The following is a 25,220-nucleotide window of genomic DNA, read 5'->3' as shown; positions in this document are numbered from 1 at the left end:
TCCGCCAGCATCAAGAAAAAAGGTCCGATTCGTCGGACCTTTTTTCGTTCCATCTTCGCTTAAGCCCGCCTCAGCCGCGGCGCGCCGATCTCGACGCGGTTGCGGCCACCCGTCTTGGCCGCGTACAGGGCGTGGTCGGCACGCGCCAGGGCGGCCGTCAATTCCTCGTTCGGATCGATCATCACGAGGCCGATGCTGACCGTCATCCGATAGGACGCGGCGCAGGTGAGCGCAGGTGCTTCGGCGACGGCGATGCGCAGGCGCTCGGCCGCATACTGCGCGCCCGCCAGCGACGTACCGGGCATCGCCAGCGCGAACTCTTCCCCACCCAGCCGGCCGATCACGTCGTTCTCGCGCAAGGTGGCGCGCGCCGTGTCCGCAAACAACCGCAGGGCCTCGTCGCCGCAGGCATGGCCGAAGCCGTCGTTGAGCTGCTTAAAATGATCAAGGTCGAGCATCATCAACGCGATCGGCTTGCGCAGGCGAACCGCCGTCTGCAGGGCGCTCTCGGCTCGCTCGAAGAAGGCGCGGCGGTTCAGCATGTCCGTCAGGCCGTCGATCGTGGCCAGGCGCTGCATGCGCTTGTCGTCCTTCAGCTTGCACAGCAACAGGAAACCGAACCCGTTGACGATCATCAGCAGATAGCTGGCGAGGTACGCGAAGCCATACACCGGATTCGCATTGAACGGGCCCACGCCGCCATTGGCCACCGCCATCCAGATCCAGATCGCGATGGCGAACAGGGCATCGTTGACGCCGATGATCCGCTGCAGCAAAGGCGCATCGGCCTGCGGACGCAGCAGGATCGCGGCGGCGCCGGAGGCGAACAGGGCAACGATCACGGCCACCACCTGCGTCATCTGCTCGCGCGACGCCTGCACCAGCGCCGCGGCCGCGACGATGATCAATGCCGCAACGGCCGCGGGCGCAAGAATGCGGCGCCAGTTGCGGAAGCCGAAGAACACGCAGTACGACGCCAGTTCCAGCGCGACGCCGCCTACCCAGCCGAACGCGGCCAGTTCCTCCACGATGGGCAACCCGACATGCGGCGCCACCCAGCAGCAGATCTGTGCCAGCCCGGACGACAGCCGCGCCCACATCCAGGTGCGCAGGCCCGGATTGGGCGCCGCACCGCGCATGTAACCCGCCATCAGCAACGCAAACGCCGTGTTGCCGACGCCAAGCGCCAGCATGAAGGTCTGGATATCGATCACTCGATTCCTCCTGGCAGGAAGTGGTGAGATGATGCCATGAATGTAATTAATATTTCCCAAAGGAACTATATTACACGTTTCTCAAGCAGGTGCACGCACGATTTGCACCAATGGTTGGGCGGTATGCACAGCGGCTGGAGGGTGTTGTGTCGCGTCCAATCAACTGATCATTCGTTGCTGCGCAAGCACAAATGAATCGTTCATAATTGACAAAGCAGCCACTCGGCTGCATCGTCCTGGAGCATTCGTGATCTTTGGTTTCCTGAAATCGTCCACGCTGTCCCCCCGCCAGCTTCGGCTGCAGAACACGTCGCTGTTCCGTTCCCTCAAACCGTTGGAAATCAAGTTTGTCGACGGCCTCATGCATGAGCGCCGCTACCTGCCGGACGAGATCGTGTTCGACGAAGGCGAGGAAGGGCAGGCGCTGTATCTCGTGATGAGCGGCCGCGTGCAGATCAGCCGCAGCCACAGCCGGGGCCGCCAGATCGTGGGCGAAATGAGCGCCGGCAGTTTCTTCGGCGACCTCGCCCTGCTGGACAATTCCCCGCGCAGCGCCCAGGTCCGCGCCCTCGACACGTGCGAACTGGCCGTCTTCTTCCGCGACGACTTTCTCGCCTTGATGGAAACGGATGCCGTGATCGGCTACAAGATCTCGCTCGCCCTGGCCCGCCACATCGGCCAGCGGCTGCGCGGCTGGCTCGACGGCAACGCCCAGGTGGAGGCGCTGTGATCCACGGTGCCCTCCGCGACGAGCGCAGCGGTCCCTTCGTCTGGACCGGCATCATCGGCGTGACGTGTTTGCTGCTGGTGCTGCTCGAGCACATGCTGTGGCTGGTGCTGCCCTTCATCCTCGGCACCGTCATGTACTACATCCTGCTGGGCCCGATGCAACGCCTGCTGCGCGCCGGTTTTACACGCAACGTCTCCGCGACGCTCGTGTGCATCGTGTTCTACGGCGCCAGCGTCCTGCTGGTGATGGCGGCGATGACCTGGACCGGCACGCCCGGCGATACGGACAGCTGGCACGAGACGGGCGCCCTGTACCTGGACGGCGGCGTAGCCTTCGTGCGCAACACGATGACGCTGCTGGAAGCGAAGTTCCCGATCCTGGCCGAGATGCATTTGACGTCGATCATGAACAAGCGCTTCAAGGCCTACACGGACAATTTCGCGCAGCGCCACCTGACGACCATCCTGCTGGGCGCCGCAGGCTGGCTGCCGTCGCTGCTGCTGGCCCCGTTCCTCGCCTTCTTCTTCCTGCGCGACGGCCTGCGCTTCAAAAAATTCCTCGCCCGCGCCGTGCCGAACGCCTATTTCGAACGGACGCTGTTCCTGCTGCACCAGGTCGACCAGACCGCGCGCCGCTACTTCGAGGGTTTATTGAAGCTGACCGTGCTGGACACCATCGTGCTCGGCTTTGGCCTGTGGGTGATCGGCGTCTCGTCGCCGCTGCTGCTGGGTTTTATTTCCGCGCTGCTGGCGTGGGTGCCGTTCGTCGGCTCGGTCGTGGGCTGCATGATGGTCGTGGTCGTCGCAGCCACCGACGCGCCGAACAATCCGCTGATCGCGTATGGCGCGATCGTCGTCTTCATTCTCGCGCGCCTGCTGGACGATTTCGTCTTCATGCCGCTGACCCTGGGGCGCAGCCTGCATATTCACCCGCTGGTGACGGTGCTGATGATCTTCATCGGCGGGGCACTGTCCGGCGTGGCCGGGTTGATGCTCGTGCTGCCGCTGCTGGGGGTCGTGATGGTCGTTGGAGAGACCATGGGGCGGCTCATGACCAATCCGAGGCTGAGGGCGAGGCATCGGTATGCGCGCAGGTTGAGGGACAAGCAGGCCAGCGCGGATTTGAGTGTTTGAAACCGGGGTCAGAGCCCGAATATTGGCAATAGCTTTTGAGCTTATGCCAAAAAACGGGCTCTGACCCCGGTGCTGGGCTTACTTGCGCCCGGCCCTGGGCTTCGACTTAATGGTCGACAAAATCCCCGCCTTCGCTTTCGACGGCGGCGCCATGAACGGTGCCGGTTCGCTGCCGCGCCCTTTACGCCGGGTCGCGACCTCGATCACGCGGCCTTTCGGCGCCTCGCTACGCGGCGCCACCGGCGGCCGGCGCTCGCCACGCTGCGGCGCGACTTCCTGTTCGGAGCCGGCCGGCGGCACCAGGTGGCGCTCGCCGTTGCCGATCAGGTCGCCGCGGCCCATGCGCTTCAGGCCCTCGCGCAGGACCGGCCAGTTTTCCGGGTCGTAGTAGCGCAGGAACGCCTTGTGCAGTTTCCTCGTCTTGCCGCTCTTGGCGGTGAGGACCTCTTCCGAATCCTCGGTGACCTTGTGCAGCGGATTTTTACCCGAGTGGTACATCGTTGTCGCCATGGCCATCGGCGTCGGCGTGAACGTTTGCACCTGGTCGAGGTGGAAATTGTTCTTTTTGAGCCAGAGGGCCAGGTTCAGCATGTCCTCGTCCGTCGAGCCCGGGTGCGCGGCGATGAAGTACGGGATCAGGTATTGCTTCTTGCCCGCTTCGCGCGAGTACTTGTCGAACAGCGCCTTGAACTCGTCATACGCGCCGATGCCCGGCTTCATCATCTTGGAGAGCGTGCCCTCTTCCGTGTGCTCCGGCGCGATCTTGAGCAGGCCGCCAACGTGGTGCGTGACCAGTTCCTTGACGTACTCCGGCGAGCGCACGGCCAGGTCGTAGCGCAGGCCCGAGCCGATCAGGATCTTCTTGATGCCCGGGATCGCGCGCGCCTTGCGGTACAGCGAGATCAGCTTGCTGTGGTCCGTGCCCAGGTTGCTGCAGATGGTCGGGTACACGCACGACAGGCGGCGGCACGTTTCCTCGATCTTCTTGTCCTTGCACGCGAGGCGGTACATGTTCGCGGTCGGGCCGCCCAGGTCCGTGATGGTGCCGGCGAAATTCTTTGTCGTATCGCGGATCAGCTCGATCTCGCGCAGGATCGACGGTTCCGAACGGCTCTGGATGATGCGGCCCTCGTGTTCCGTGATCGAGCAGAACGTGCAGCCGCCGAAACAACCGCGCATGATGTTCACGGAATAGCGGATCATTTCCCACGCCGGGATGTGCGCCTTGCCATAGCTCGGGTGCGGCGCGCGCGCGTACTGCAGGTCGTAGACGCCGTCCATCTCGTCCATCGCGAGCGGCAGCGGCGGCGGGTTCAGCCAGACGTCGCGGTCGCCGTGCTGCTGCACGAGCGCGCGCGCATTGCCCGGGTTCGATTCAAGGTGGAACACGCGCGACGCGTGCGCGTACATCACCGGATCCTCGCTGACGGTCTCGAACGACGGCAGCCGGACGACGGTCTTCTGCGCCTTTTCGCGCGCGGCGGCCTGGCGCTGTTCGCGCGTCATGATGACGATCGGTTTGACTTCCGGTTCCGGCTGCGCATTGTCCAGCGCGCACTGCTTCGGATCTTCCAGTGCCATCGCGTACGGGTTCGGCTGCGCGTCGATGCGGCCCGGCACGTCCACGCGGGTGGAATTGTGCACCGTCCACTCTTCATCCGGCAGCCAGCCGTGCGGCACGAGGAACGCCGTGCCGCGCAGGTCGCGGATGGATTTGATGTTCTCGCCGGCCGCGATGCGGCGGGTGACGTCGACGAGCGCGCGTTCGGCGTTGCCGAAGATGACGAGGTCGGCCTTCGATTCGAACAGCACCGAGCGGCGCACCTTGTCCGACCAGTAATCGTAGTGGGCAATGCGACGCAGCGACGCCTCGATCGAGCCGGCGATGACGGGCACGCCCGGGAACGCTTCGCGCGCGCGCTGGCAGTAGACGGTCACGGCGCGGTCCGGACGTTTATTGGGCTCGGCGTTCGGGGTGTAGGCGTCGTCCGAGCGGATCTTGCGGTCGGCCGTGTAGCGGTTGACCATCGAATCCATGTTGCCGGCCGTGATCCCCCAGTACAGGTTCGGCTTGCCCAGCGCGCGGAACGGTTCCACGGAGGTCCAGTCCGGCTGGCTGATGATGCCGACGCGGTACCCCTGCGCTTCCAGCAGGCGGCCGACGAGGGCCATGCCGAAACTCGGATGGTCGATGTAGGCGTCGCCCGTGATCAGGATGATGTCGCACGAATCCCAGCCCAGCTTGTCCATTTCGGCACGGGACATGGGCAGGAACGGGGCCGCAGGGGCGCGGCTGGAACGCTTGGCGACGTTCGCGAAAAGATTGGCAGGGGAGTTCATTGGCCGGCATTTTACCGGAAAACGCCTGTTTAAGCTGCGGACCCCTCGAAAAATGGCTTAATTTTCAATGGCTTGTCGTTAAATCCCCATGCTCGCGAGGATGTTGCCGAGCTCACGCAGGGCCGGTTCCAGGTGCGGATGGCGGATGGCGAAGCGCGCTGTCAGCTCCTGCGTACGCGAAGCCAGGCCGTATGTGTTCGCGTCCGGATCCTGGGAGCGCTTGTCGAGCACGTGCTTGATGTCGCCGTCGAGCTGGCGCAGCAGCATTTCCAGTTCGTCATCGACTTCGCCGGTTTCCTCGAGGCTGCGGTGCAGCGTCTTGAGGTGCGCTTTCAGGGTATTTTCGTTTTCGGGCAGCATGGCTTTCTCACGTCATGATGTTGTGAGAAGTCTACACCGATAAGGGCGGCCTGGCGCGCCGCCCTTGTCGTCGCGATTATTCGCCCGTCAGGCCACGGCGCTCCAGCAGCGGCTCGATCTTCGCATCACGGCCGCGGAAGTTGCGGTACATGTCCATCGCATCCATCGTGCCGCCGCGCGACAGCAGCATCTGGCGGAAGCGGTCGCCGTTCGCGCGCGTCAGGCCGCCGTGTTCCTTGAACCATTCGACGGTGTCCGCGTCCAGTTTCTCGGCCCACAGGTAGCCGTAGTAGCCGGCCGAATAGCCGCCCGAGAACACGTGCGAGAAGTACGTCGTACGGTAGCGCGGCGGGACGAGCGGGAAGTCGACGCCGGCGTCGTGCAGCGCCGTCGCCTCGAAGCCCAGCACGTCGGTCGGGATTTGCGCGGCGCCCAGTTGGTGCCATTTCTGGTCGAGGATAGCTGCGGCCAGGTATTCGGTCGTGCGATAACCCTCGTTGAACCTGGACGAGGCCTGGACTTTGTCCAGCAGCTCCTTCGGCATGGGCGCGCCCGTCTGGTAGTGTTTGGCGTAATTTGCCAGCACTTCCGGCCAGGCCATCCACATCTCGTTGACCTGCGACGGGAACTCGACGTAGTCGCGCGGCACGCGGGTGCCCGAGAAGCACGGGTATTTCACGTTCGAGAACATGCCGTGCAGCGCGTGGCCGAATTCGTGGAACATCGTGCGCACTTCGTCGTACGTCAGCAGGGTCGGCTCGCCCGCGGCCGGTTTCGGGATGTTCAGGTGGTTCGCGACGACCGGGTGTGTGCCCAGCAGCTTGTTCTGGCCGACATACGCATTCATCCACGCGCCGCCGCGCTTGTTCGAGCGGGCATACGGATCGTGCAGGAAGATCGCGAGCTGCTTGCCGTCGGCATCGAACACGTCGAACACGCGCACGTCCGGGTTGTACACCGGCAGGTCGTGGCGTTCCTTGAACGTGATGCCGTATTCCTTGGTGGCGGCGAAGAACACGCCGTTCACGAGCACGTTGTTGAACTCGAAATAGGGACGCAGCTGGTTCTCGTCGAACGCGTAGCGCGCCTGGCGCACCTTGTCCGTGTAGTAGTTCCAGTCGTAGGCGGTCGCCTGGAACTTGCCCCCGTCGGCATCGATGACCTTCTGGATCTCGGCCGCTTCCTTCTTCGCGTTGCGCACGGCCGGCTTGGCAAACTCGGAAAGCAGATTGTTGACGGCGTCCGTCGTCTTGGCCGTCTGGTCTTCCAGCATGTACGCGGCGTGGTTCGGATAGCCCAGCAGCTTCGCGCGCTCGGCGCGCGCCTTGGCCAGGTCCAGCACGACCTGGCGGTTGTCATAATCGCCGCCGTGGCTGCCGCGGGCCAGCGACAGGGCCAGCAGTTTTTCGCGCGTCGCGCGGTTGGTCAGCACGGACAGCGGCGCCTGCTGCGTCGTGTTCACGACCGGCACCTTGAACTTGCCGTCGAGACCATCCTTCTTCGCCAGCGCGGCGGCGGCGTCGATGGCCTTGTCGGACATGCCGGCGAGTTCTGCGCGCGTGTCGACGACGAGCGCCGACGCATTCGCTTCCTTCAGCACGTTCTGGCTGAACTGGGTCTGCAGGGCGGCGATCTTGCCGTTATAGGCCTTCAGTTTTTCCTTGTCGGCGGCCGACAGTTTCGCGCCGGCGCGCACGAAGTCGGTGTGATAACGCTCGAGCAGGTAGGCCGATTCCGGATCGAGGTGCAGCTTGGCGCGCTTGTCGTACAGCGTCTGGATGCGCTTGAACAGCTTGTCGTTCAGGCGGATCTTGTCGCTGTGGGCGGCCAGTTTCGGCGCGAGATCCTTGTCGAGCGCGTCGAGCGTGGGATTGGTATTGGCGCCGACGAGGCTGTAGAAGATGGTCGAGACGCGGTTCAGCAGCAGTCCCGAACGCTCCATCGCGACGATCGTGTTGTCGAAGGTCGGTGCTGCACGGCTAGCGGCGATGGCATCGATCTCAAGCGACTGCTGGCGCATGCCTTCTTCGAACGCCGGCGCGAAGTCCTCGTTCTTGATCTTGTCGAAGGCCGGGTACTGGAACTGCAGGGTGCTCGGCTTGGCGAACGGGTTGGACGCCGGCAGCAGCGAAGCAGGGGCGGCATGGGCCAGGTTGGCGACGGCTGCGGTAACAGCGACGGCCAGGATGTGCGAACGGTTCATTCTTTGGGCTCTCCGGAGGGTTGTCGGATCCGACCGTGCTTGTGCCACGGACCGATCTCTTCTTGCTCGTGCACTCCATAATGGAAACCGCCGGGACGAACCCGGCGGCGAAGTGCGCCCTAAGGATAGCAGGGATATTGCCGTAAGTTACATATTTACGGCCTAAAAAAAGGCTTTGCGGGAGGCTCAGCCCCGCTCCGATTGCTCTTCCTGTGCCACTTTGTCCTCGATGCGCCGGTCCGGAATCAGCCACACGATGGCGACGGCGGCATAGACGAGGAACCCGAGCCAGGCGCCAAACCACGACAGGGCGACGCCGCACAGATACAGAACGCACGACAGCTTGCCCTTGCGATCCTTGCCGATCGCCTCGGCCAGCGCCGCGTTCTTCGGATGATTCGCCGTCAACACCTGCACCAGGATCAAATAGGCGACGGAGCACATGAACAGGACGAAGCCGTACGCCGCGGTCGGCCCGCTCTCGAAATGGTTCTCGCCCATCCACGCGGTGACGAACGGGATCAGCGACAACCAGAACAGCAGGTGCAGATTGGCCCACAGGACGCCGCCGCTGACTTCCTTCACGGCGTGCAGCATGTGGTGGTGGTTGTTCCAGTAGATGCCGACGTAGATGAAACTGAGCACGTAGCTCATGAAGACGGGCCACAGCGGCAGCAGCACGTCGAACGTGGCGCCGTGCGGGACTTTGAGTTCCAGCACCATGATGGTGATGATGATGGCGATGACGCCGTCGCTGAAGGCTTCCAGCCGGTTTTTGCCCATCTCTTTTCTCGTGAACGTTATACGTAAGAATGGCGGAGATCGATCTGCTCCGCTTTAGCGTCTGCAACCGAAATAAATGAAGCGGACTCAAGGATGAACCGGCGAAAGTCCGGTGTTGCATCCTCCCAGCAGTTACTCGTTCCGAGCGCATCCAGCTCAGCGCCTGGCTGGTACTTGTATGTAAGACTCAGCTGGCTGATCGCGTCGTCATCCTCGAGCCCTGCTTCGATGAATTGACGCGTGATGTCAAGTTCGAAGTATTTTCCGTTTCCCCAGTCGTAGGTTCCCCACTGGTACAGCAAGATATCATCGGAACATGCAGCGCATGCGGCCTGGGCGCGAAACTCAAGCATTGCTTCAATACCTACTCGGGGCGTTGACGCATTCAAATCAATGCCTTTTGATGCGGCGAAGTCCCGGAATGCTTGTACCGATTCAGCAGGTTTCATACGAAATCCTTGTGGTTGACAGCTAATTGTTGTGGCACTAACAAAAATAAAGAGGAATGTTTCTCTCCTCACACCACGCTCGCAATTGCTGGTGCAACGTGTCCCAAAGTTCCGATGCCCATGGTGGCGCAACTTCATGCCAACACGCCTTGATTGGCAGGTACACGGACATGACGCCCATCGGCATGTCCAACGTGAATGAACCAAGGGCGCAAGAGCAAAGCAGTTCCTCTTTCCACTGCGGCCTGAATTCGAATTGCACCATCGATACCTCTTCAGTTCACAATGACATCATGATAACCGCCGTCACGGGCGCACCGCTTGAACGCCATCTCCCTGCCCAAAAAAAATGGCCGCACGCGGCGGCCATGTGTAGAGCGCAGGCGCTTACTTGTCCGCCCGCTTCATGTAGGTGTCGAAGTTCTCGACGAAATCGTCGAGATTCGCTTCCATCATCTTGCGGAACTGGTCGGTGAAATACTCCAGCGCCCGCGCCTTTTCCGAGGTCATGGTCTCCGCGTTGCCGGTCGTTGCCGCGACGATGAAGGCGTTGAAGCGCGCCGAGGCGTACAGCGTCGATGCGCTGACTTCGCTCGGATGGGTCGACGCGCACTGGTCGTTCGCCAGGTTGATAAGGGCATTGGCGCGGTCGAAGAATTCCGGGCTGGGGGCGTTGTCAATCATGAGTCATCGTGGCTTGAGGTGGAGGTGCCGCCACTATAACAGTCATTTCCGGAACCGCTTCACCTGGCGGATCAGCGCGCCGTTCAGCGCATCGTACCGGCCGTGGACGTTCAGCAGCCAGGCCGTCCCGCTGCGCGCGCGGTGCAGCAGGACCAGGCCGCGCGTCTCCAGCACGTGCGTGGAGCGGAATTCCGCGTGCGGCGTGCCGTAGCCGAAGTCGATATGGTCGAACGTGAAATGGGCCAGCACGTCCTGCACGGCCAGGTGGATCGCGCTGGTGCCGACCGACAGATGCATATAGTCCTGCCGGCACAGGATCTTGTAGACATGCCAGACGGACGCCGAGCGCATGCCGTACACGACGGCGACATCGTTCTCGCCGCAACGGATCACGTAGGACAGCAGCAGGCCATGGCGCGCCAGGCTCTGCAGGCGCGCCGGCGGCGCGGGAGGCGTCGGTGGCGACCATGGCGTCCAACATGGCCCCGACCTGGCCGGGCTGGGTGATGCGCAGCACGTGCAACGAGCCGGCCGCTTCCGTCAGCAGGCGGACCTGGCGCGACAGGTTGTAGCGCTTCTTGGCGCTGAAATGCTTCAAATAGGCGTCGACGCCGTCCGGCAGCGGCTGCGTATGGCACGCGCGCCAGCCGTTCAGCACGTACGCCGCCACGCCCGCGATGCCTTTCCAGCCGTCTTGCGGCACGGCCTGCAGGTACAGCACGTGGCATTGCGCAAAGCGGACGAGCAGCTGCCGCGCGATGAATTCGGCGAGGCCCGGTTCCGCCGGGTCCAGCAACGGAACGCTGCCGAGGATCTGGCAGGCTCGCAATGTCCGCCCGAACAGCGGCACGGGGCCGGCATGGAACGCGATCCGGCACGGCAGGATGCGCACGGGAATGAAGCCGACGATCGCGTAATCGACACTGCGGCGGACGAGGAACAATTCATGGTTCGCATCCCGCCCGTGATCCATGTCGATCAGGTGGTTGAAGAATTGGGGCGACTGGTACAGCGTTTCCGGACCGGCCGCCGCAGCCAGCATCCGGTGCCACGCCGCGAGGATGTCCGGGCGGTCGTGATAGGCGGTCGCGACGTTCAGCTCGAACCTGTCCGGGCAGCGCGCCGCGCGGGGACGCGCTTCCCAAGGCGCAGGCAGCGCGCGCGAACTCGTCCCGAGACTCCGTATGGCCATCATGTCAGCCCCCCGCCAAAAAAATCACAGATTAGGCAAGGACCGCGGGTGACATCTTGTAAAAATCGATATGAACTGCCGGTGATGCGTCAATAATGCGGCGGCCGGTCGTTGATCGGGCCCTGCCCCGCGTCACGCAGCGCGCGCACGTGGTCGGCCAGCTTGGCCACCATGGCTTCCAGCTGGTCGATGCGGCGTCCCTGCTCGTAGATCGTGCGGTTGAGGGTATCGACGAGGTTTTCCTGGTCGGCCAGCTTGATTTCGATGTCGATGAAACGGTTCTCGTCGCTCACGTGGATGTCCGGTGAAGTAAAAGCTGCATGATACGTGGGCGAAAAAAAGGCCGCCAGTCGCGGCGGCCTTCTGCGTGCATCGGCGTCACGCGCCGAAAGGCGTATAGGTAAAGCCGTTCTCGATCGAGCCGATCACCTGCAACTGGTTTTCCGGGCTTTCGCTGAAGAAGGCGAGCAGGTGTTCGCGCGTGGCGATCTTGGTGTCCAGCGCATTCAGCCAGAATGCGTAACCTTCGCCGTCCGGCCCGCGGTGCAGGACATGGGCATACAGGTTCGTCAGGAAGTCCGCGTTGGACGGGGTCTTGCCGTACATCCTGTCCCACTCGGGCTGGTTGGTCATGAACTCCTTCGCCATGTCTTCCAGTTGCAGGCCATGGTCGACCCGATCGATCCAGTAATTGATCTGGGGATCGGGTTCACGGTCGAACGCGGCCTTGTACAGCCGGTAGACCTGGCCCGCGGGACCATCGATGTCCAGCGCGACATTGACATCGTTGAATTGCAGACGCTCGACGTTGATGAGCGAATCGTGTCCGCCGCTGCCCAGCTTGTCCGTGACCCCGTAGCCCCAGGTTTCCTTGCCCACCTTGTAATCAGCAAACTTGCCCGCAATAACCGCCGTGTCGCGCCCCGCGCCGCCGTCGATCGCGTGACCGCCGTTCGCAGCCGTCACCTTGATCACGTCGTCCTTGGCCGTACCGCCCTGGAAGGCGCTGTTCGCCACCGTGAACGTTGCGCTGTTGAAGCTGGCGGTGGCGTTCCCCGCCTTGTCGGACGAGACGACGTTGACCTGGTAGCCGGCATTGGGCAGCGGCGACGTGGTCACCGACCACGAGCCGTCCAGGCGGACGGTGGTGGTGGCGATGTCGATGTAGTCGTCGACGGTCGCCCCCGCGCGCACGACCTGGATCAGCGTGCCGGCTTCGCCGGTGCCGCTGAATGTGGCGATGTTGTCGCCCGACGCGTACTGCATGCTGAAGGTCGGGATGACGGGCGGAGTCGCGTCGACGTTGAACGTCGCCGTGCCGCTGTGCGTCGAGGTATTGCCGGCCGCATCGGTGGCGGTCGCGTAGATCGTGTACCCGAGCCCGTCGGCGAACGGGCTCAGGTTCGTGCTCCACACGCCTTTCGCATCGGCCTGGGCGGTTCCCACCTGCACGTTGTTGGCCGTGTAGATCTTGACCACGGCATTGGCTTCCGCGGTGCCGCTCACGTACGGCTGGCTGCCCTGCGCATAACCGGCGCCGTTGCGGGTGACCGCCATCACGGGCGCGCCGGGCGGCGTCGTGTCGCTGCTGAGGACCGTGCTGGCACTGACGGACTTGCTGCTGCCGAACTGGATCAGTTCGATCGAATGCAATGTCGTGGTACCGGTCTTGTCGACGGCCTGCAAGTCGCCGTCGGCAAGCTTCGTGAACGTGTAATCGATGCGCGCGCCGCTGAATACGGCGGTATCGTTTCCTGCTCCTCCGTCGATCATGTTGTTTCCTCCATTTCCAGCAAGCTTGTCATCGGCGCTCGTTCCGGTGAGGGTGTCCGTACCGCCGGTTCCCGTGATGTAGCGCCCTCCGCCGGTCGAGTTCATGCCCTGCGCGCCACCGAGGCCATCGTCCCCGTACAGCCAGTGCAATGCGGCGAGGTCGTAGTCGCGGTATGTCGCGTACGGGCCGCCATTGGCGTCGTAGGACATCAAGGTATAGGCCGTGTTGTCCTGTGCATCCGGCAGCACGGCCTTGTTGTCGCCTGTGTAGTCAGGCTCATAGAACGGGTGCTTGAAACCCAGCGCATGGCCCAGCTCGTGCAGCAGCGTCTCGTAGCCGTCGCCGCCTTTGCTCAGGTTCGCGTTCTGTGCGCCCCAGGTCGCATCGTTGTCGAGGTAGACGTAGGCGTCCGCGTCGTAAGTCACCAGCTGACCACTTTGATAGTTGGTGAAACTGCTGTGCCAGCTGCACAGGCCGGTCACGTTCGTGGCTATCAGGTTAGCGTACGACAGATGAATCTGCGCATCGCTACCTATGGGGGTCTCGACAAACTCGATGCCCGTGACTTGCTTGAGATAGTCAAAGGCGGCTCGAGCAGCCTGTTGCTGTGTAGCGGTGAATATCTGCTGGGCGCCCGTGAAATTCTTTTGCGTATCTTTTGGATCTTCGTTACCGGACGCGATGGAAAACGTGTAAGTCAGCTGATAGACGGGCTTTCCAAATTCATCCGTTAAATAGTTCCAGTCTGGACCGGTATCGAGCAGGGCATCGATGTGGTTCAACCCGGACACGGGCGTGGTCGTGATGTCAGATACGGTAGCCATGAAATTAACGATGCTTGCTGCTTGAAAATTGATTCATGAAAGTATTTCCCGCGCAACAGTTGAAGTCAAATAAGAATTTCAATCGTGCGCACCCCCTGCGGGTGAACGTCACACTTTCGGCGTGGCCAGCAACGCCTTCAGGCTGGCAAGACGTTCCTTGGGCGTGAGGACTTCGTTTTCCTTCGGCGGCGCATCGCCCACGTCGAGTGCCATTTCCTTGATGAAGCGCGACGGCTCGCAATGCACGAGCTCGCCTGCCCGCTTGCGCTTCTTGCACCACGTGACGTGCAGGCTGCGCTGGGCGCGCGTGATGCCCACGTACATCAGGCGCCGTTCTTCCTGGATGCGGGCAGCGATCTTTTCGACGGGGTCGTCCGGATCGCCCTTGTGCGGCAGGATGCCCTCCTCGCAACCGACGAGGTAGACGTGCGGATACTCGAGGCCCTTGGAGGCGTGCAGGGTCGACATGCGGACGGCGTCCGGCTCCTCGTCCTGGCCCTCGAGCATGGACATCAGCGCCACCATCTGCGTCAGTTCCAGCAGGTTTTTCTCTTCACCGTCGCGGTCACGTCCGCCGCGGCCTCTCTCCTTCAGCCAGTTCAGGAACTCGAGCACGTTCTGCCATTTACCCTGCGCGGCCCTGTCGTCGAAGTTTTCGTACAGGTAGTGCTCGTAATTCATCTCCTTCATCATGTCGTCGATGAGCTCGGCGGCATTGTCTCCGCTGCCGGACGGGCCGGGCCGCGTGGCGCGCGATTCCAGTTCGTCGATCCAGTGGCAGAACTCGCGCAGCGGGTACAGCTGGCGCTCCTGCAGCAGCGCTTCGATGCCGCCCTTGCGCGCCGCCTCGAACAGCGAGCAATTCCACTGGCGCGAGAATTCGCCCAGCTTTTCCAGCGTGGTCATGCCGACGCCGCGCTTGGGCGTGGTGATGGCGCGAATGAAGGCCGGGTCGTCGTCCTGGTTCGCGATCAGGCGCAGGTAGGCGATGATGTCCTTGATCTCGGCCTTGTCGAAGAAGCTCTGGCCGCCCGAGATCGTGTACGGGATGCGCTCCTTGCGCAGCGCCTGCTCGATCACGCGGGCCTGGTGGTTGCCGCGGTACAGGATCGCGAAGTCGGACCATTTGTTCTTGCGCTGGAAATGGTCGGCCGAGATCATGATCGCGATCTGGTCCGCTTCCGTCTCGTCGTTCGGCATGCCGAGAACCTTGATGGGCTCGCCCAAGCCGTGCTCGGACCACAGCGATTTTTCGAACAGTTTCGGGTTGTTGCCGATGACGGCGTTGGCCGCCTGCAGGATGCGCGTCGTGGAGCGGTAGTTCTGCTCCAGCTTGATCACTTTCAGGTCGGGGAAGTCCGTCTGCAGCGTGCGCAGGTTTTCCACCGACGCGCCGCGCCACGCATAGATCGCCTGGTCGTCGTCGCCCACGGCCGTGAACATCGGCTTCTTGCCCAGTCCCGTCACCATCAGTTTGACCAGTTCGTATTGGCAGGTATTGGTGTCCTGGTACTCGTCCATCAGCAGGTAGCGCAGGCGGCGCTGCCAGCGGTCGCGGATCGGCTCGTTATTGCGAAACAATTCCACCGGCAGGCGAATGAGGTCGTCGAAGTCGACGGCCTGGTAGGCCTGCAGGGTCGCGACATAGCTGCGGTAGATGCGGCCGGCCTGGGCCTCGTCCTCGTCGCGTGCGTCCCGGATCGCGTCCTCGGGGTCGACGAGGCCGTTCTTCCACAGCGAGATGGCGTTCTGGATGCGGCGGATTTCCTGCTTGTCGGTGGTCACGGCCAGGTCGGAGACGATGGTGTAGCAGTCGTCGCTGTCCATGATGGAAAACTTGTCCTTCAAACCAACGCCGGCCGCTTCCTGGCGCAGGATTTTCACGCCCAGCGAGTGGAACGTGGACACCGTCAGCTGCTTGGCCTGCTTGGGTTGCTTGAGCAGCTTGGCGATACGCTCCTGCATCTCGAGCGCGGCCTTGTTCGTGAAGGTGAGCGCCGCGATCGTGCGCGGGTCGTAGCCGCGGTGCTCGATCATGTAGGCGATCTTTTGCGTAATGACGCGCGTCTTGCCCGACCCGGCGCCCGCCAGCACCAGGCACGGACCGTCGAGATAGAGCACGGCTTCGCTTTGCGGACCGTTCAGGCCGAAATTCGGGGTGTTGGACATTGGAAATATTGGAGGGGACAGCCCAGCATTGTAGCGAAGCTGGGAGCTCATGCGTAACGTTCGTGTCGAATCCACGACGCCGCTTGAGTAAACCGCAAGCCGCCTCCACATGTGCCTTTTGCATCGGTCCTGCGCCGCTTACGCTAAGATGGGCCTTGCAGCGCCAACGAGGAATACAACATGAAATTTGAACACCTGATCGAGATTAACGACCCGCTGAATCCGCTGGCCGACACCATGACACGCGAACAACTGTGGCGCGGCCTCGTGCTGCGCGCCGAAGATCCGAAGATGTTCGTGCCGCACCTGGACGAATGCACGATCAGCGAGCGCGAATGCGGCAGCTTCATGCGCCGCCTGCGCTACGGCGACCTCGTCATCGACGACAAGGTGGTCCTGCACCCGCTGCACGAAGTGCGCTACGAAGTGCCGGCGCAGGGAGATATTGCCCAGTCGCTGCTGACCATGACCATCGAGGCGCCGTCCGAAGGTGTGCTGTGGGTGCGTTTCCTGTACGACGACGGCAATGCGTCGGCGACCGACGAGACGGGCCGCATGTACGAGGATTTCAAGAAGTCGGCGTATCAGGAAGCCGACATCGATACGATCAAGATCGTGCGGCAGCTGGCGTCCGAAGGGAAGCTGGACGCTTCGCTGCTCAACTGATCAGGTTCCCGGCTCGACCGAGTCGGGATCGATATCGCTTTCTCCCTTCGCGAGATTGGCGGCGAGATCCCGCAACGCCGTGCGCACGCCCTCCTCGATCACGGGGTGGTAGAACGGCATCTCCAGCATCTGGTCCACCGTCAGGCGCGACTGCACGGCCCAGGCGAGCAGGTGGCCGATGTGTTCGCCGCGCGGCGCGATCATCTCGGCGCCGAGGAAGCGTCCCGTGCGGTATTCGCCGTACACGCGCAGCATGCCCTTGTTCTGCAACATGACGCGGCTGCGGCCCTGGTTCTCGAACGACACCTGCCCCACCGCGAACTTCGATTTGCCCGGCGCGCACAGGGCCTTGTAGCTGGCGCCCAAGGTGACGATGTTCGGTTCCGTGAACGCGGCCGTCAGCGGCGCGCGGCGCAGGCCGGGGCGGATGTCCGGGAAGCGGCCGGCATTGTCGCCCGCGATCTTGCCGTGGTCGGCCGCTTCCGGCAGCACGGGGCGCTCCTGGTTGGCGTCGCCCGCGATGAAGATGTGGCTGTTCCCGCACTGCATGGTGCGCGGGTCGAAGACCGGCACGCCGCTGGCGTCGAGCGCGATGCCGGCGTTTTCCAGGCCCAGGTCGTGCACGTTCGGCGTGCGGCCTGCCGCCTGCAGCACATATTGAAAGCGTTCCGTGATCGCCTCGTCATGGCGGCCCGTCGTCAGCACGACGTCGTCGCCGTCCTGTTCCGCTTTCAGGATGCGCGACTGGAAATGGATGTCGAGTTCCTCGCACAGCACGCGCGACGCCGTCCTGAGCACGACCGGATCGGACAACTGTGCCACGCTGCCGCCGCGCGCATACACGCGCGTGCGCACGCCCAGCCGCGCGAGGGCCTGGCCGATTTCCAGGCCGATGACGCCCGTGCCGATCACGGCCACGGACCGCGGCAGGTCGTTCCAGTAAAACACGTCGTCGCTCGTGATCACGCCGGGGCCCACGTTTTCCAGCGTCGGCAGGCGCGTGGGGCTGGACCCGGTGGCGATGACGATGCGGCGGGCGTCGATCTCCGTGTGGTCGTCGACCTGCAGCGTGTGCGGATCGACGAAGCGGGCATGGCCGCGCACCTTGTCTTCATCCGGCATCGCGTCGACGCCTTCGACCACGAAGCCGACGAAGCGGTCGCGTTCGCGCCGCACGCGCTCCATCACGGCGACGCCGTCGATGCGGGTCGTCCCGGGATGGACGCCGAACTGGGGGGCCAGGTGCAGCATGTGGGCAGCCTCGGCGGCCGCGATCAGGAGTTTGCTGGGCATGCAGCCCACGCGCGCGCACGTGGTGCCGTACACGCCGCGTTCGATCAGCACCGTCCGCGCCCCCTGCGCCTTCGCGGCGCGGTAGGCGACGAGGCCGGCGGTACCGGCGCCGATCACGGCGACATCGACCTTCAGTTTTTTCATCTGACCTCCGGGAAGTTCACGAGCGTGACGATACGCTGTTTTCAAGAACTCGGCTTGGACGTGAGTAATTTCAGATGTCGAGCGGATCCACCTCGAGCGACCACCGCACCCGCGACTTCATCGCCCGCAGCACGTCGACCCACTCGGTCAAAAACGCCTGCAGCGCCGGCCGCGAATTCGATTCGACGAGCAGCTGCGCGCGATCGACGTTGTGCACGCGGGTCATCGTCATCGGGATCGGCTCGTTGATGACGACCGTGTCCGACGGCACCGCGTCGCGCGCCGCCCCGAGGAATTCGATCGCCGTCGCCAGCTCGGGCGCCTCGGCACGCAGCAGCGCCTGGTACATGTAGGGCGGCAGCGCCGCCTGGTGACGCTCTTCCAGCAGGCTGCCGGCAAAGCGGTCATAGTCGTGCCGCATCACGGCGCCGTACAGCGGATGCTGGCAGTAGCGCGACTGGATCAGCACCTCGGATTCCAGTCCGGCGCGACCGGCGCGGCCCGCGACCTGCATCAGCTGCGCGAACAGCCGCTCGCTGGCGCGGTAGTCCTGCGAGAACAGCGCCGTGTCGGGATTCAGCACGCCGACGAGCGTCAGCCTTTTGAAATCGTGGCCCTTCGCGACCATCTGCGTGCCGATCAGGATGTCGACGTCGCCCCGGTGCACCGTGTCGAACGCCTCCTGCGCGCTGCCCTTGCGGCGCGTGGAATCGGCGTCGATGCGCAGGATGCGCGCGTCCGGGAACAGCGCCTGCAGGCCTTCCTCGATGCGCTGCGTGCCGCGGCCCAGCGGCTGCAAATCGATGTTGCCGCAGGTCGGGCACGCGTGCGGAATACGCAGTTCGAGCGAGCAGTGGTGGCAGCGGAGCCGCCGCTCCGGACGATGCAGGACCATGAACGCGGTGCAGCGCGTGCAGTTGCTGATCCAGCCGCACGCCTCGCAGCACAGCACGGGCGCATAGCCGCGCCGGTTCAGGAACAGCAGCGACTGTTCTCCCCGTTCCATGCGCAGGCGCAGCGCCTGCATCAGCGCCGACGTGAGGCCCTCCTTCGGCTTGTCGCGCTCCATGTCGATGAGTTTCACGCGCGGGAGCACGGCGTCGCGCACGGCGCGCTCGCGCAGTTCGAGCCTGCGGTAGCGGCCCGTCTGCGCGTGGTGCCAGCTTTCCAGCGACGGCGTCGCGGAGCCCAGCACGATGGGGATGCCCAGTTGGCGCGCGCGCCACACGGCCAGGTCGCGCGCCGAATAGCGCAGGCCTTCCTGCTGCTTGTACGACGGGTCGTGCTCCTCGTCGATCACGATCATCTTCAGATTCGGCAGCGACGCGAGGATCGCCAGCCGCGTCCCGAGCACGATGCGCGCGCGGCCCGTGTGCGCGGCGAGCCAGTGCAGCATGCGCTCGCCTTCCGAGAGACTGCTGTGCAGCGTGGCCAGCATCACGCCGGGGAAGCGTGCGCGGATGTTCGCTTCCAGCTGCGGCGTCAGGTTGATCTCGGGGACCAGGATCAGGATCTGCGCGTCTTCATCGCGCGCGAGTACCTGGGCGCACGCCTGCAGATAGACCTCGGTCTTGCCGCTGCCCGTGACCCCGTACAGCAGCAGCGGACTGAATCCTTGCGCGCCGCCGATCGCATCCGCCGCCAGCTGCTGGGCCGCGTTCAGGACGGGCATATCGGCCGGCGTGGGATCGTGGGCGTCTTCGACCTTGTTCAGTTTTTTCAGCGCCCGGTCCAGCGCCACCGTCGTCGACAGCCGCAGATTCTTCGGCAAGCCCGGCATCGCCACCTCGCCCAGCGGCCGGTGGTAGTACGCGGCGGCGAAGCGCGCCAGCGCGATCCACCGCTCCGGCAGCGGGGACAACTGGCTGCGTACGGCGAGCGCATCCTTCAGCTTGTCGGCCGGGACGTCCGTCTCGTGCTTGACCGCGACGATCAGCCCGACCGCCTCGCGCCGCCCGAAGTTCACGAGCGCCAGTTGCCCGACTTCCGGCTCGCTGCCGGGTTCGCATGCCCAGCGGTAGTCGAACAGGCTGTCGAGCGGCGTGTCGAGCGCGATTTGCAGGATGCAGTGGGACAATCCGGTACCTTGTCGAGAAGCTGTGGAAAACTGTGGAAAACTTTGTGGAAAATGGAAAAGTTGACCGTGGAGAAGGTTTACGCTAGATCAAAACGTTAGGAAATTCTCTACATAAAGTCTGAAATTTTCGCTATAAATTCAATGACTTACGATTTTCCACTTTGAACGGGTGAAATATCCCATCGCTTGCGCGCTTCTGTGCATAACTGTGCCTTTCCGGTGAAAAACTTGAGCGCAGTGCAGCAAATTCTTGATACAACACTTGAAGAAAACTCGTAAACCACGGTAAACCAAGCACTTTTCCGGATTATTCACAGAACCTGTGCATAACTTTGTGAACAATAGGCTGACAGCTTCGGTGGATAACTGGTCACTCCTCTGGGAGCACCTCGCCAGGCCGCCCTTGGCCCAGCATTAAATCCAATAAAATCAATCACTTACCATATTTTGGCGGGCACTGTACATTTCTACAGTCCACGCTGATCGAATCCGATTTTTTGTGAATAAGTGTGATTGCCTGCCACCGTGCTGCACAAAATGCAGCACGGCTGCTGTGGAACGATCAGGCGGCGCGCTGGCGGCGGCTGAAGTCGTGGACCGCGTCGACCATCGCCGTCACGGATTCCGGCGGGGTGAATTGCGAGATGCCGTGGCCCAGGTTGAACACGTGGCCATGACCCGCGGACGGCGTGCCGTAGCTGGCCAACGCCTTTTCCACTTCGGTGCGGATCTGGTCCGGGCCGGCGAACAGGATGGCCGGATCGAGGTTGCCCTGCAGGGCGACGCGGTCGCCCACCTGCGCGCGGGCGCGGCCCAGGTTGACGGTCCAGTCCAGGCCCAGCGCGTCGGCGCCGATATCGGCCATGGCGTCCAGCCACAGGCCGCCGCCCTTCGTGAACACGATGGCCGGGATGCGCACGCCATCCTTTTCACGCTGCAGCTTCGCGACGACCTTCTCCATGTACGCGAGCGAGAACTGTTGATAAGCGCCGTCGGCCAGCGCGCCGCCCCACGAGTCGAAGATCATGACGGCCTGCGCGCCCGCGTCGATCTGGGCGTTCAGGTATTGCGCGACGGCTTCCGCGTTGATCTCCAGGATGCGGTGCATCAGGTCCGGACGCGAATACAGCATCTTCTTGATCGTGTGGAATTCGCGCGAGCCGCCGCCTTCCACCATATAGCAGGCCAGGGTCCACGGGCTGCCGGAAAAGCCGATCAGCGGCACGCGGCCGTTCAGCGCCGTGCGGATCGACGTCACGGCATCGAACACGTACTGCAACGAGGCCATGTCGGGCACGCGCAGGGCGGCGACATCGCTTTCCGTGCGCACGGTGCGCTCGAATTTCGGGCCTTCGCCATCCTCGAAATACAGGCCCAGGCCCATTGCGTCCGGCACGGTCAGGATGTCGGAGAACAGGATCGACGCGTCCAGCGGATAGCGGTCGATCGGCTGCAGCGTGACTTCGGTCGCGAAGTCCGGATTCTTGGCCAGGCCCAGGAACGAACCGGCCTTCGCGCGCGTGGCGCGGTATTCCGGCAGGTAGCGCCCCGCCTGGCGCATCAGCCACACCGGCGTGTAGTCCGTCGGCTGGCGCAGCAGCGCACGCAGGAAGGTGTCGTTCTGGAGCGGGGCAAATTGTGGCATGGCTGACAATCCGTTCGCGGGTTGAGTGGGCAAACCTCTATTATCGCATCACTGGCCCCCCGTACCGCATCCGCGTGGACATACCCCCGCGCGGCAGACACTTATAATGGCTGTCTTCCCGCTGCCCGTCTCCAGAACCGACCATGACCGACACCACCCGCAAACAGGCCGCGCCCTGCGGCACCTGGACCTCCCCGATCACCGCCGCCGTCGTCGCGGCCGGCGCCACGCCGCTGTCGCTGGCCGCCATCGATACCTTGCTGGCCGGGATGCACGCCTGATCACTTCCAGCAGTTTTCGTAGGTGGCGCCGACGGTGAATCCGGACAGCGTCGTGCCATGGATGCCGTTCGCGGCCAGCGGATCGTTCATCCGCGCGGCCGCGCGCGCGGCCTCGTTCCAGCGCGCGTGCGTGACGAACAGGCGCAATTCCGGACGGTCGAAATAGCCGGGCTTCGACATCAGCGCGACGGCGCCCGTGACCTTGGTCAGCCGGCGCACGTCGCCGTTCTGCGGCGCCACGCGGTCATGGCCGATATCCGCCAGCAGTTTTATCTTGTCGGACAGCGCATACGACATGCGGCCGCCGGCGGAGGCCCACGTTTTTGCCTTGGCCGGATCGTGTGCCGAAGTGTGAGCCGAATCGCGCTGCCAGACGGCGACGAGTTCTCCGCCGAAGCGGCGCGTGACTTGCGCGTACCAGCTGTCGACGATGCGCAGCCGGTGCACGTCGTCGCCGCTCGTGATGTCGCCCGTCGCGCCATTGTCCGTGCCGGCGCCCGTGCCCCACTGGACCGCGAGACGGTTGTCGCCGGCGCCGTCCAGCACGCGCTGGCGGTGCTGCACCGTGATCATCGAACCGCCGTGATGATCACGCTGGCCATCGCTGCGGATCAGCGCCAGGCCCAGTTCCAGCGTGCCGCCCGGATTCACGGGCACGCCGCGCAGCTGAACATCGTGGCGGTTCGCCGTGTCGCCGACGCGCATGATCGGCATCGTCTGCTGGTCGTCGTGCAGGTAGGCGTAGCTGAACTTCATGGGTCCCAGCGGCACGTCCTCGATGCCGACGCCCATGCCGGACGGATTCCAGTACAGGAAATCGTTGACGTTCGCGCCTTCGCGCTTGTAGTAGCGGCGCCCGATCCACAGCGCGGCGTCACCGAGTCCGCTCACGTGTTCGATGGCGAGGTACGCTTGCGGCAGGCCGATCTTCCAGCCGCCCTGCGGCCGCCTTGCATTGCTCGACGCGGCCGCGTTGCCCAGGTTGAGCATGGCGTACGCCTTCACGTCCTCGCCGGCGTCGCCCCGCACGAGGTGCTGGCCCAGCAGCATCTCACCGTAGACGCCGCATTCATTCCCCAAGCGGTACTTGGCGCCCGCGCCGGCCAGGCCGAAGCAGGTCTGGCCGCCGCCTTCGGAATTCGCGGCCGCGTTGGCGCGCAGGTAATTCTGGACGTCCACGGCGGACGCAGGGATGCAAAACGCGAGCGCGAGCAGCGCCGGCGCGATGGTTGGCATGCGCATGGTATCTCCTGATTGTTTTTATGGGCAAAGCGGATCCCGTCCGGCCGCGGCGCAGATGCCGCGGCAGGTCAACGGAACAGGATCGGATGACGGCTTAGTCGAGCAGTGCGCTGACTTCTTGCGCCGTCGGCGCATACGGCCCGGCATGCATGGCGGCCGTGCCAGCTCGCGCGCATCTCCGGATGCAGCAGCAGGCCGGTGATCCAGCCGGCCATCGACGCGTCGCCGCAGCCGACGGTGTCGACGACGTCCACGCGGCGCGCGGGCGCATCGAGCACCTCGTCGCCGCGGATCAGCGACAGGCCATCGGCACCGCGCGTGTACAGGATCTCGGCATCGGGCGCCAGCGCGCGCAGCGCGGCCAGCGCGTCGCGCTGTTCGAAGCCCGGGAACAAACCTTCCAGGTCTTCGTCCGACACCTTGATGTGGCTGGCGAGACCCGCGATGAGTTCGAACGTGGGCCGGTACGCCGCGTCGCGCATCGCGTTGCGGAAGTTCGGATCGAAGGCGATGCGCTTGCCGGCCTGGCGCGCCATCAGCGCCTGCTCCACGAGACGCCGCGCCAGCGGACCGCGCGCGAGCGCGAGGCTGCCCACGTGGATGAAGTCGGCCGCTTCCAGCCAGCCGTCCGGCAGCAGCTCGGGCCGGAAGTGCAGGTCCGCGCTGTTCTCGCCCAGGAAGACGTAACGGGGCGGATGGCGCGACGTCACCATCGCGATGAACGGCGGCGCGTCCACGCGCTGCAGGAAGCGTTCGTCCAGGCCAGCCTGCGCGCCGGCGTCCGCGATCTCGTCGCCGAAGGCATCCATGCTGACGGCGCCGGCATACCCCGTGTGCAGCCCGAGCCTTGCGCCGACGCGCGCAACGTTCCAGCACGAACCGCCGGGCAGCGAGCGCCACGTGCCGTCGTCCTGGCGGATCATGTCGGTCAGCGCTTCGCCGAAGACCACGTAGCGGGGGAGTCGTTGTGCTTGCATGTCAGTTCGCCTGTTGTTGATAACGCCATTTATCGAGCATCACGGCGAGCACGATGACCGTGCCCTTCGCCACGTACTGCCAGAACGAGGACAGGCCGAGGATCGTGAGACCGTTGTTGAGCAGGCCGATGATCAGCGCGCCGATGACGGTGCCCCAGATCGTGCCCACGCCGCCCATCAGGCTCGTGCCGCCGAGGACCACCGCGGCGATCGCATCGAGCTCGTAGCCCGAGCCCCAGTTGCCGTTCGCGCCATACAGGCGGCTGGCCGACATCGCGCCCGCGGTGCCGGCGCACAGGCCGGAGAACGCATAGACGAAGACGAGGACCAGGCCGACCTTGATGCCCGTGAGCCGCGCCGCCTGCGGATTGCCGCCGACCGCGTACACATGCATGCCCAGCACCGTGCGGCGCAGGATGAACCAGGCCACCAGCACGAGCGCGGCGGCGACCCACACGAGCCACGGCAGGCCGGCGAACGAATCGTTGCCGATCCATTCGAAGGTCGGGATCTCGCGGTTCAGGATCGTGGTGCCGTCCGCGAGCAGGTACGCCGTGCCGCGCAGCGCCGTCATCGTGCCAAGCGTGACGACGAACGGGTTGATCTTGAAGACGGCGACGAGCGTGCCGTTCAGCAGGCCCATGCCGAGGCCCGCGAGCAGGAAGATCGGCAGCGACAGCGCGGGCGCGTGGCCCGGCAGCGACGCGATCATGCCCAGCACCGCGGACACCGCCAGCACGGAGCCGACGGACAGGTCGATGCCGCCCGTGAGGATCACGAACGTCATGCCCGTCGCCAGCACGACGTTGATGGAACTCTGGCGCAGCACGTTCATCGTGTTGGCCGTCGTCGCGAAATTCGACACGCCGTCTTCGGCGAAGTAGCCGGTCAGGAAGTAGAACACGATGTACAGCGCGACGAGCACGGGCAGCATGCCCATCGTCGCGAACATGCGGGAAAAGGCCTGGCCAATGCCGCCGTGCGCGCTTGCACGCGGCGCCGTGGGAAGGGATGATTTGAGGGTCTGCATGATGTCGTCT

Annotated in this window: 23 protein-coding genes; 6 read left to right on the top strand and 17 right to left on the bottom strand. The window is 64.0% G+C overall.

The features are described 5' to 3' along the window. Positions 1–59: 59 nt before the first annotated feature. Positions 60–1,214 (bottom strand): diguanylate cyclase, encoded by a 1,155-nt coding sequence (locus tag ACEN88_RS00205; RefSeq protein ID WP_413336829.1) that lies wholly within the window; start codon positions 1,212–1,214, stop codon positions 60–62. Between the two features lie 247 nt (positions 1,215–1,461). On the opposite strand from ACEN88_RS00205, the gene ACEN88_RS00200 reads away from it, so the two are divergent. Both ACEN88_RS00200 and ACEN88_RS00195 read left to right on the top strand, forming a co-directional pair. Next, positions 1,462–1,944 (top strand): cyclic nucleotide-binding domain-containing protein, encoded by a 483-nt coding sequence (locus ACEN88_RS00200; RefSeq protein WP_413336828.1) that lies wholly within the window; start codon positions 1,462–1,464, stop codon positions 1,942–1,944. Next, on the top strand, positions 1,941–3,077 hold the full coding sequence (locus ACEN88_RS00195; RefSeq protein ID WP_413336827.1) for an AI-2E family transporter: 1,137 nt from the start codon (positions 1,941–1,943) through the stop codon (positions 3,075–3,077). The genes ACEN88_RS00200 and ACEN88_RS00195 overlap by 4 nt, the downstream gene beginning before the upstream one ends. A 78-nt stretch (positions 3,078–3,155) precedes the next feature. Here ACEN88_RS00195 and ACEN88_RS00190 read toward each other — a convergent pair whose 3' ends face one another. The 7 genes from ACEN88_RS00190 to ACEN88_RS00160 form a co-directional block, all read right to left on the bottom strand. Continuing rightward, complete coding sequence (locus tag ACEN88_RS00190; RefSeq protein ID WP_413336826.1) at positions 3,156–5,342, bottom strand: YgiQ family radical SAM protein; 2,187 nt, start codon at positions 5,340–5,342, stop codon at positions 3,156–3,158. A 153-nt stretch (positions 5,343–5,495) separates the two neighbouring features. Next, positions 5,496–5,777: a DUF4404 family protein gene (locus ACEN88_RS00185; protein ID WP_056126187.1), complete on the bottom strand. Its 282-nt coding sequence runs from the start codon at positions 5,775–5,777 to the stop codon at positions 5,496–5,498. Between the two features lie 76 nt (positions 5,778–5,853). After that, positions 5,854–7,980 carry a M3 family metallopeptidase gene (locus tag ACEN88_RS00180; protein WP_413336825.1) on the bottom strand — a complete coding sequence of 709 codons (2,127 nt, stop codon included), beginning with the start codon at positions 7,978–7,980 and terminating at the stop codon, positions 5,854–5,856. A 186-nt stretch (positions 7,981–8,166) separates the two neighbouring features. Then, entirely contained in the window at positions 8,167–8,763 is a 597-nt protein-coding gene (locus tag ACEN88_RS00175) for a TMEM175 family protein (RefSeq protein ID WP_413336824.1), read from the bottom strand. A 17-nt stretch (positions 8,764–8,780) separates the two neighbouring features. After that, a complete protein-coding gene (locus tag ACEN88_RS00170; RefSeq protein WP_413336823.1) occupies positions 8,781–9,212 on the bottom strand; it encodes a hypothetical protein in 432 nt (143 codons plus the stop codon). 387 nt (positions 9,213–9,599) lie between these two features. Beyond that, a complete protein-coding gene (locus ACEN88_RS00165; RefSeq protein WP_413336822.1) occupies positions 9,600–9,896 on the bottom strand; it encodes a DUF3144 domain-containing protein in 297 nt (98 codons plus the stop codon). A gap of 42 nt (positions 9,897–9,938) precedes the next feature. Then, a complete protein-coding gene (locus tag ACEN88_RS00160; RefSeq protein WP_413336853.1) occupies positions 9,939–10,319 on the bottom strand; it encodes a GNAT family N-acetyltransferase in 381 nt (126 codons plus the stop codon). A gap of 94 nt (positions 10,320–10,413) precedes the next feature. On the opposite strand from ACEN88_RS00160, the gene ACEN88_RS00155 reads away from it, so the two are divergent. Then, the gene (locus ACEN88_RS00155) at positions 10,414–11,184 is read left to right on the top strand and encodes a hypothetical protein (protein ID WP_413336821.1); all 771 of its coding nucleotides are present in this window, start codon (positions 10,414–10,416) and stop codon (positions 11,182–11,184) included. Here ACEN88_RS00155 and ACEN88_RS00150 read toward each other — a convergent pair. Beyond that, a complete protein-coding gene (locus ACEN88_RS00150; protein ID WP_413336820.1) occupies positions 11,178–11,381 on the bottom strand; it encodes a SlyX family protein in 204 nt (67 codons plus the stop codon). The two genes, ACEN88_RS00155 and ACEN88_RS00150, sit on opposite strands and share 7 nt — an antisense overlap. Positions 11,382–11,466: 85 nt before the next feature. After that, complete coding sequence (locus ACEN88_RS00145) at positions 11,467–13,485, bottom strand: DUF4214 domain-containing protein (RefSeq protein WP_413336852.1); 2,019 nt, start codon at positions 13,483–13,485, stop codon at positions 11,467–11,469. On the opposite strand from ACEN88_RS00145, the gene ACEN88_RS00140 reads away from it, so the two are divergent. After that, on the top strand, positions 13,375–13,596 hold the full coding sequence (locus ACEN88_RS00140) for a hypothetical protein (RefSeq protein WP_413336855.1): 222 nt from the start codon (positions 13,375–13,377) through the stop codon (positions 13,594–13,596). The genes ACEN88_RS00145 and ACEN88_RS00140 overlap by 111 nt on opposite strands. A gap of 198 nt (positions 13,597–13,794) precedes the next feature. Here ACEN88_RS00140 and ACEN88_RS00135 read toward each other — a convergent pair whose 3' ends face one another. After that, positions 13,795–15,855 (bottom strand): UvrD-helicase domain-containing protein, encoded by a 2,061-nt coding sequence (locus tag ACEN88_RS00135; RefSeq protein ID WP_413336819.1) that lies wholly within the window; start codon positions 15,853–15,855, stop codon positions 13,795–13,797. Positions 15,856–16,035: 180 nt separating this feature from the next. Here ACEN88_RS00135 and ACEN88_RS00130 point away from each other — a divergent pair, with 180 nt between their 5' ends. After that, positions 16,036–16,521 carry an SRPBCC family protein gene (locus tag ACEN88_RS00130; protein WP_413336818.1) on the top strand — a complete coding sequence of 162 codons (486 nt, stop codon included), beginning with the start codon at positions 16,036–16,038 and terminating at the stop codon, positions 16,519–16,521. Here the strand turns inward: ACEN88_RS00130 and ACEN88_RS00125 are convergent, their stop codons facing one another. From ACEN88_RS00125 to hemE, 3 genes are all read right to left on the bottom strand, one after another. Next, positions 16,522–17,958 (bottom strand): dihydrolipoyl dehydrogenase, encoded by a 1,437-nt coding sequence (locus ACEN88_RS00125; protein ID WP_413336817.1) that lies wholly within the window; start codon positions 17,956–17,958, stop codon positions 16,522–16,524. A 70-nt stretch (positions 17,959–18,028) separates the two neighbouring features. Beyond that, on the bottom strand, positions 18,029–20,035 hold the full coding sequence (locus ACEN88_RS00120; RefSeq protein WP_413336816.1) for a primosomal protein N': 2,007 nt from the start codon (positions 20,033–20,035) through the stop codon (positions 18,029–18,031). Between the two features lie 562 nt (positions 20,036–20,597). Further along, positions 20,598–21,680, bottom strand: a complete 1,083-nt coding sequence (gene hemE, locus ACEN88_RS00115) for a uroporphyrinogen decarboxylase (RefSeq protein WP_413336815.1) — start codon at positions 21,678–21,680, stop codon at positions 20,598–20,600. Positions 21,681–21,823: 143 nt separating this feature from the next. Between hemE and ACEN88_RS00110 the strand changes: the two genes are divergently transcribed. Continuing rightward, on the top strand, positions 21,824–21,961 hold the full coding sequence (locus tag ACEN88_RS00110; protein WP_413336814.1) for a hypothetical protein: 138 nt from the start codon (positions 21,824–21,826) through the stop codon (positions 21,959–21,961). Here the strand turns inward: ACEN88_RS00110 and ACEN88_RS00105 are convergent, their stop codons facing one another. The 3 genes from ACEN88_RS00105 to ACEN88_RS00095 form a co-directional block, all read right to left on the bottom strand. Then, entirely contained in the window at positions 21,962–23,203 is a 1,242-nt protein-coding gene (locus ACEN88_RS00105; RefSeq protein WP_413336813.1) for a maltoporin, read from the bottom strand. It abuts the gene before it with no gap. Positions 23,204–23,271: 68 nt separating this feature from the next. Continuing rightward, positions 23,272–24,180, bottom strand: a complete 909-nt coding sequence (locus tag ACEN88_RS00100; protein ID WP_413336812.1) for a carbohydrate kinase family protein — start codon at positions 24,178–24,180, stop codon at positions 23,272–23,274. A gap of 1 nt (position 24,181) precedes the next feature. Further along, positions 24,182–25,210, bottom strand: coding sequence for an ABC transporter permease subunit (locus ACEN88_RS00095; RefSeq protein ID WP_413336811.1), 1,029 nt, complete (start codon positions 25,208–25,210; stop codon positions 24,182–24,184). Positions 25,211–25,220 lie beyond the last annotated feature (10 nt).

The sequence above is a fragment of the Massilia sp. CT11-108 genome, from assembly GCF_047302915.1.
Classification (GTDB): domain Bacteria; phylum Pseudomonadota; class Gammaproteobacteria; order Burkholderiales; family Burkholderiaceae_D; genus Telluria; species Telluria orientalis.
This window is presented reverse-complemented; position numbering and strand designations above follow the sequence as displayed.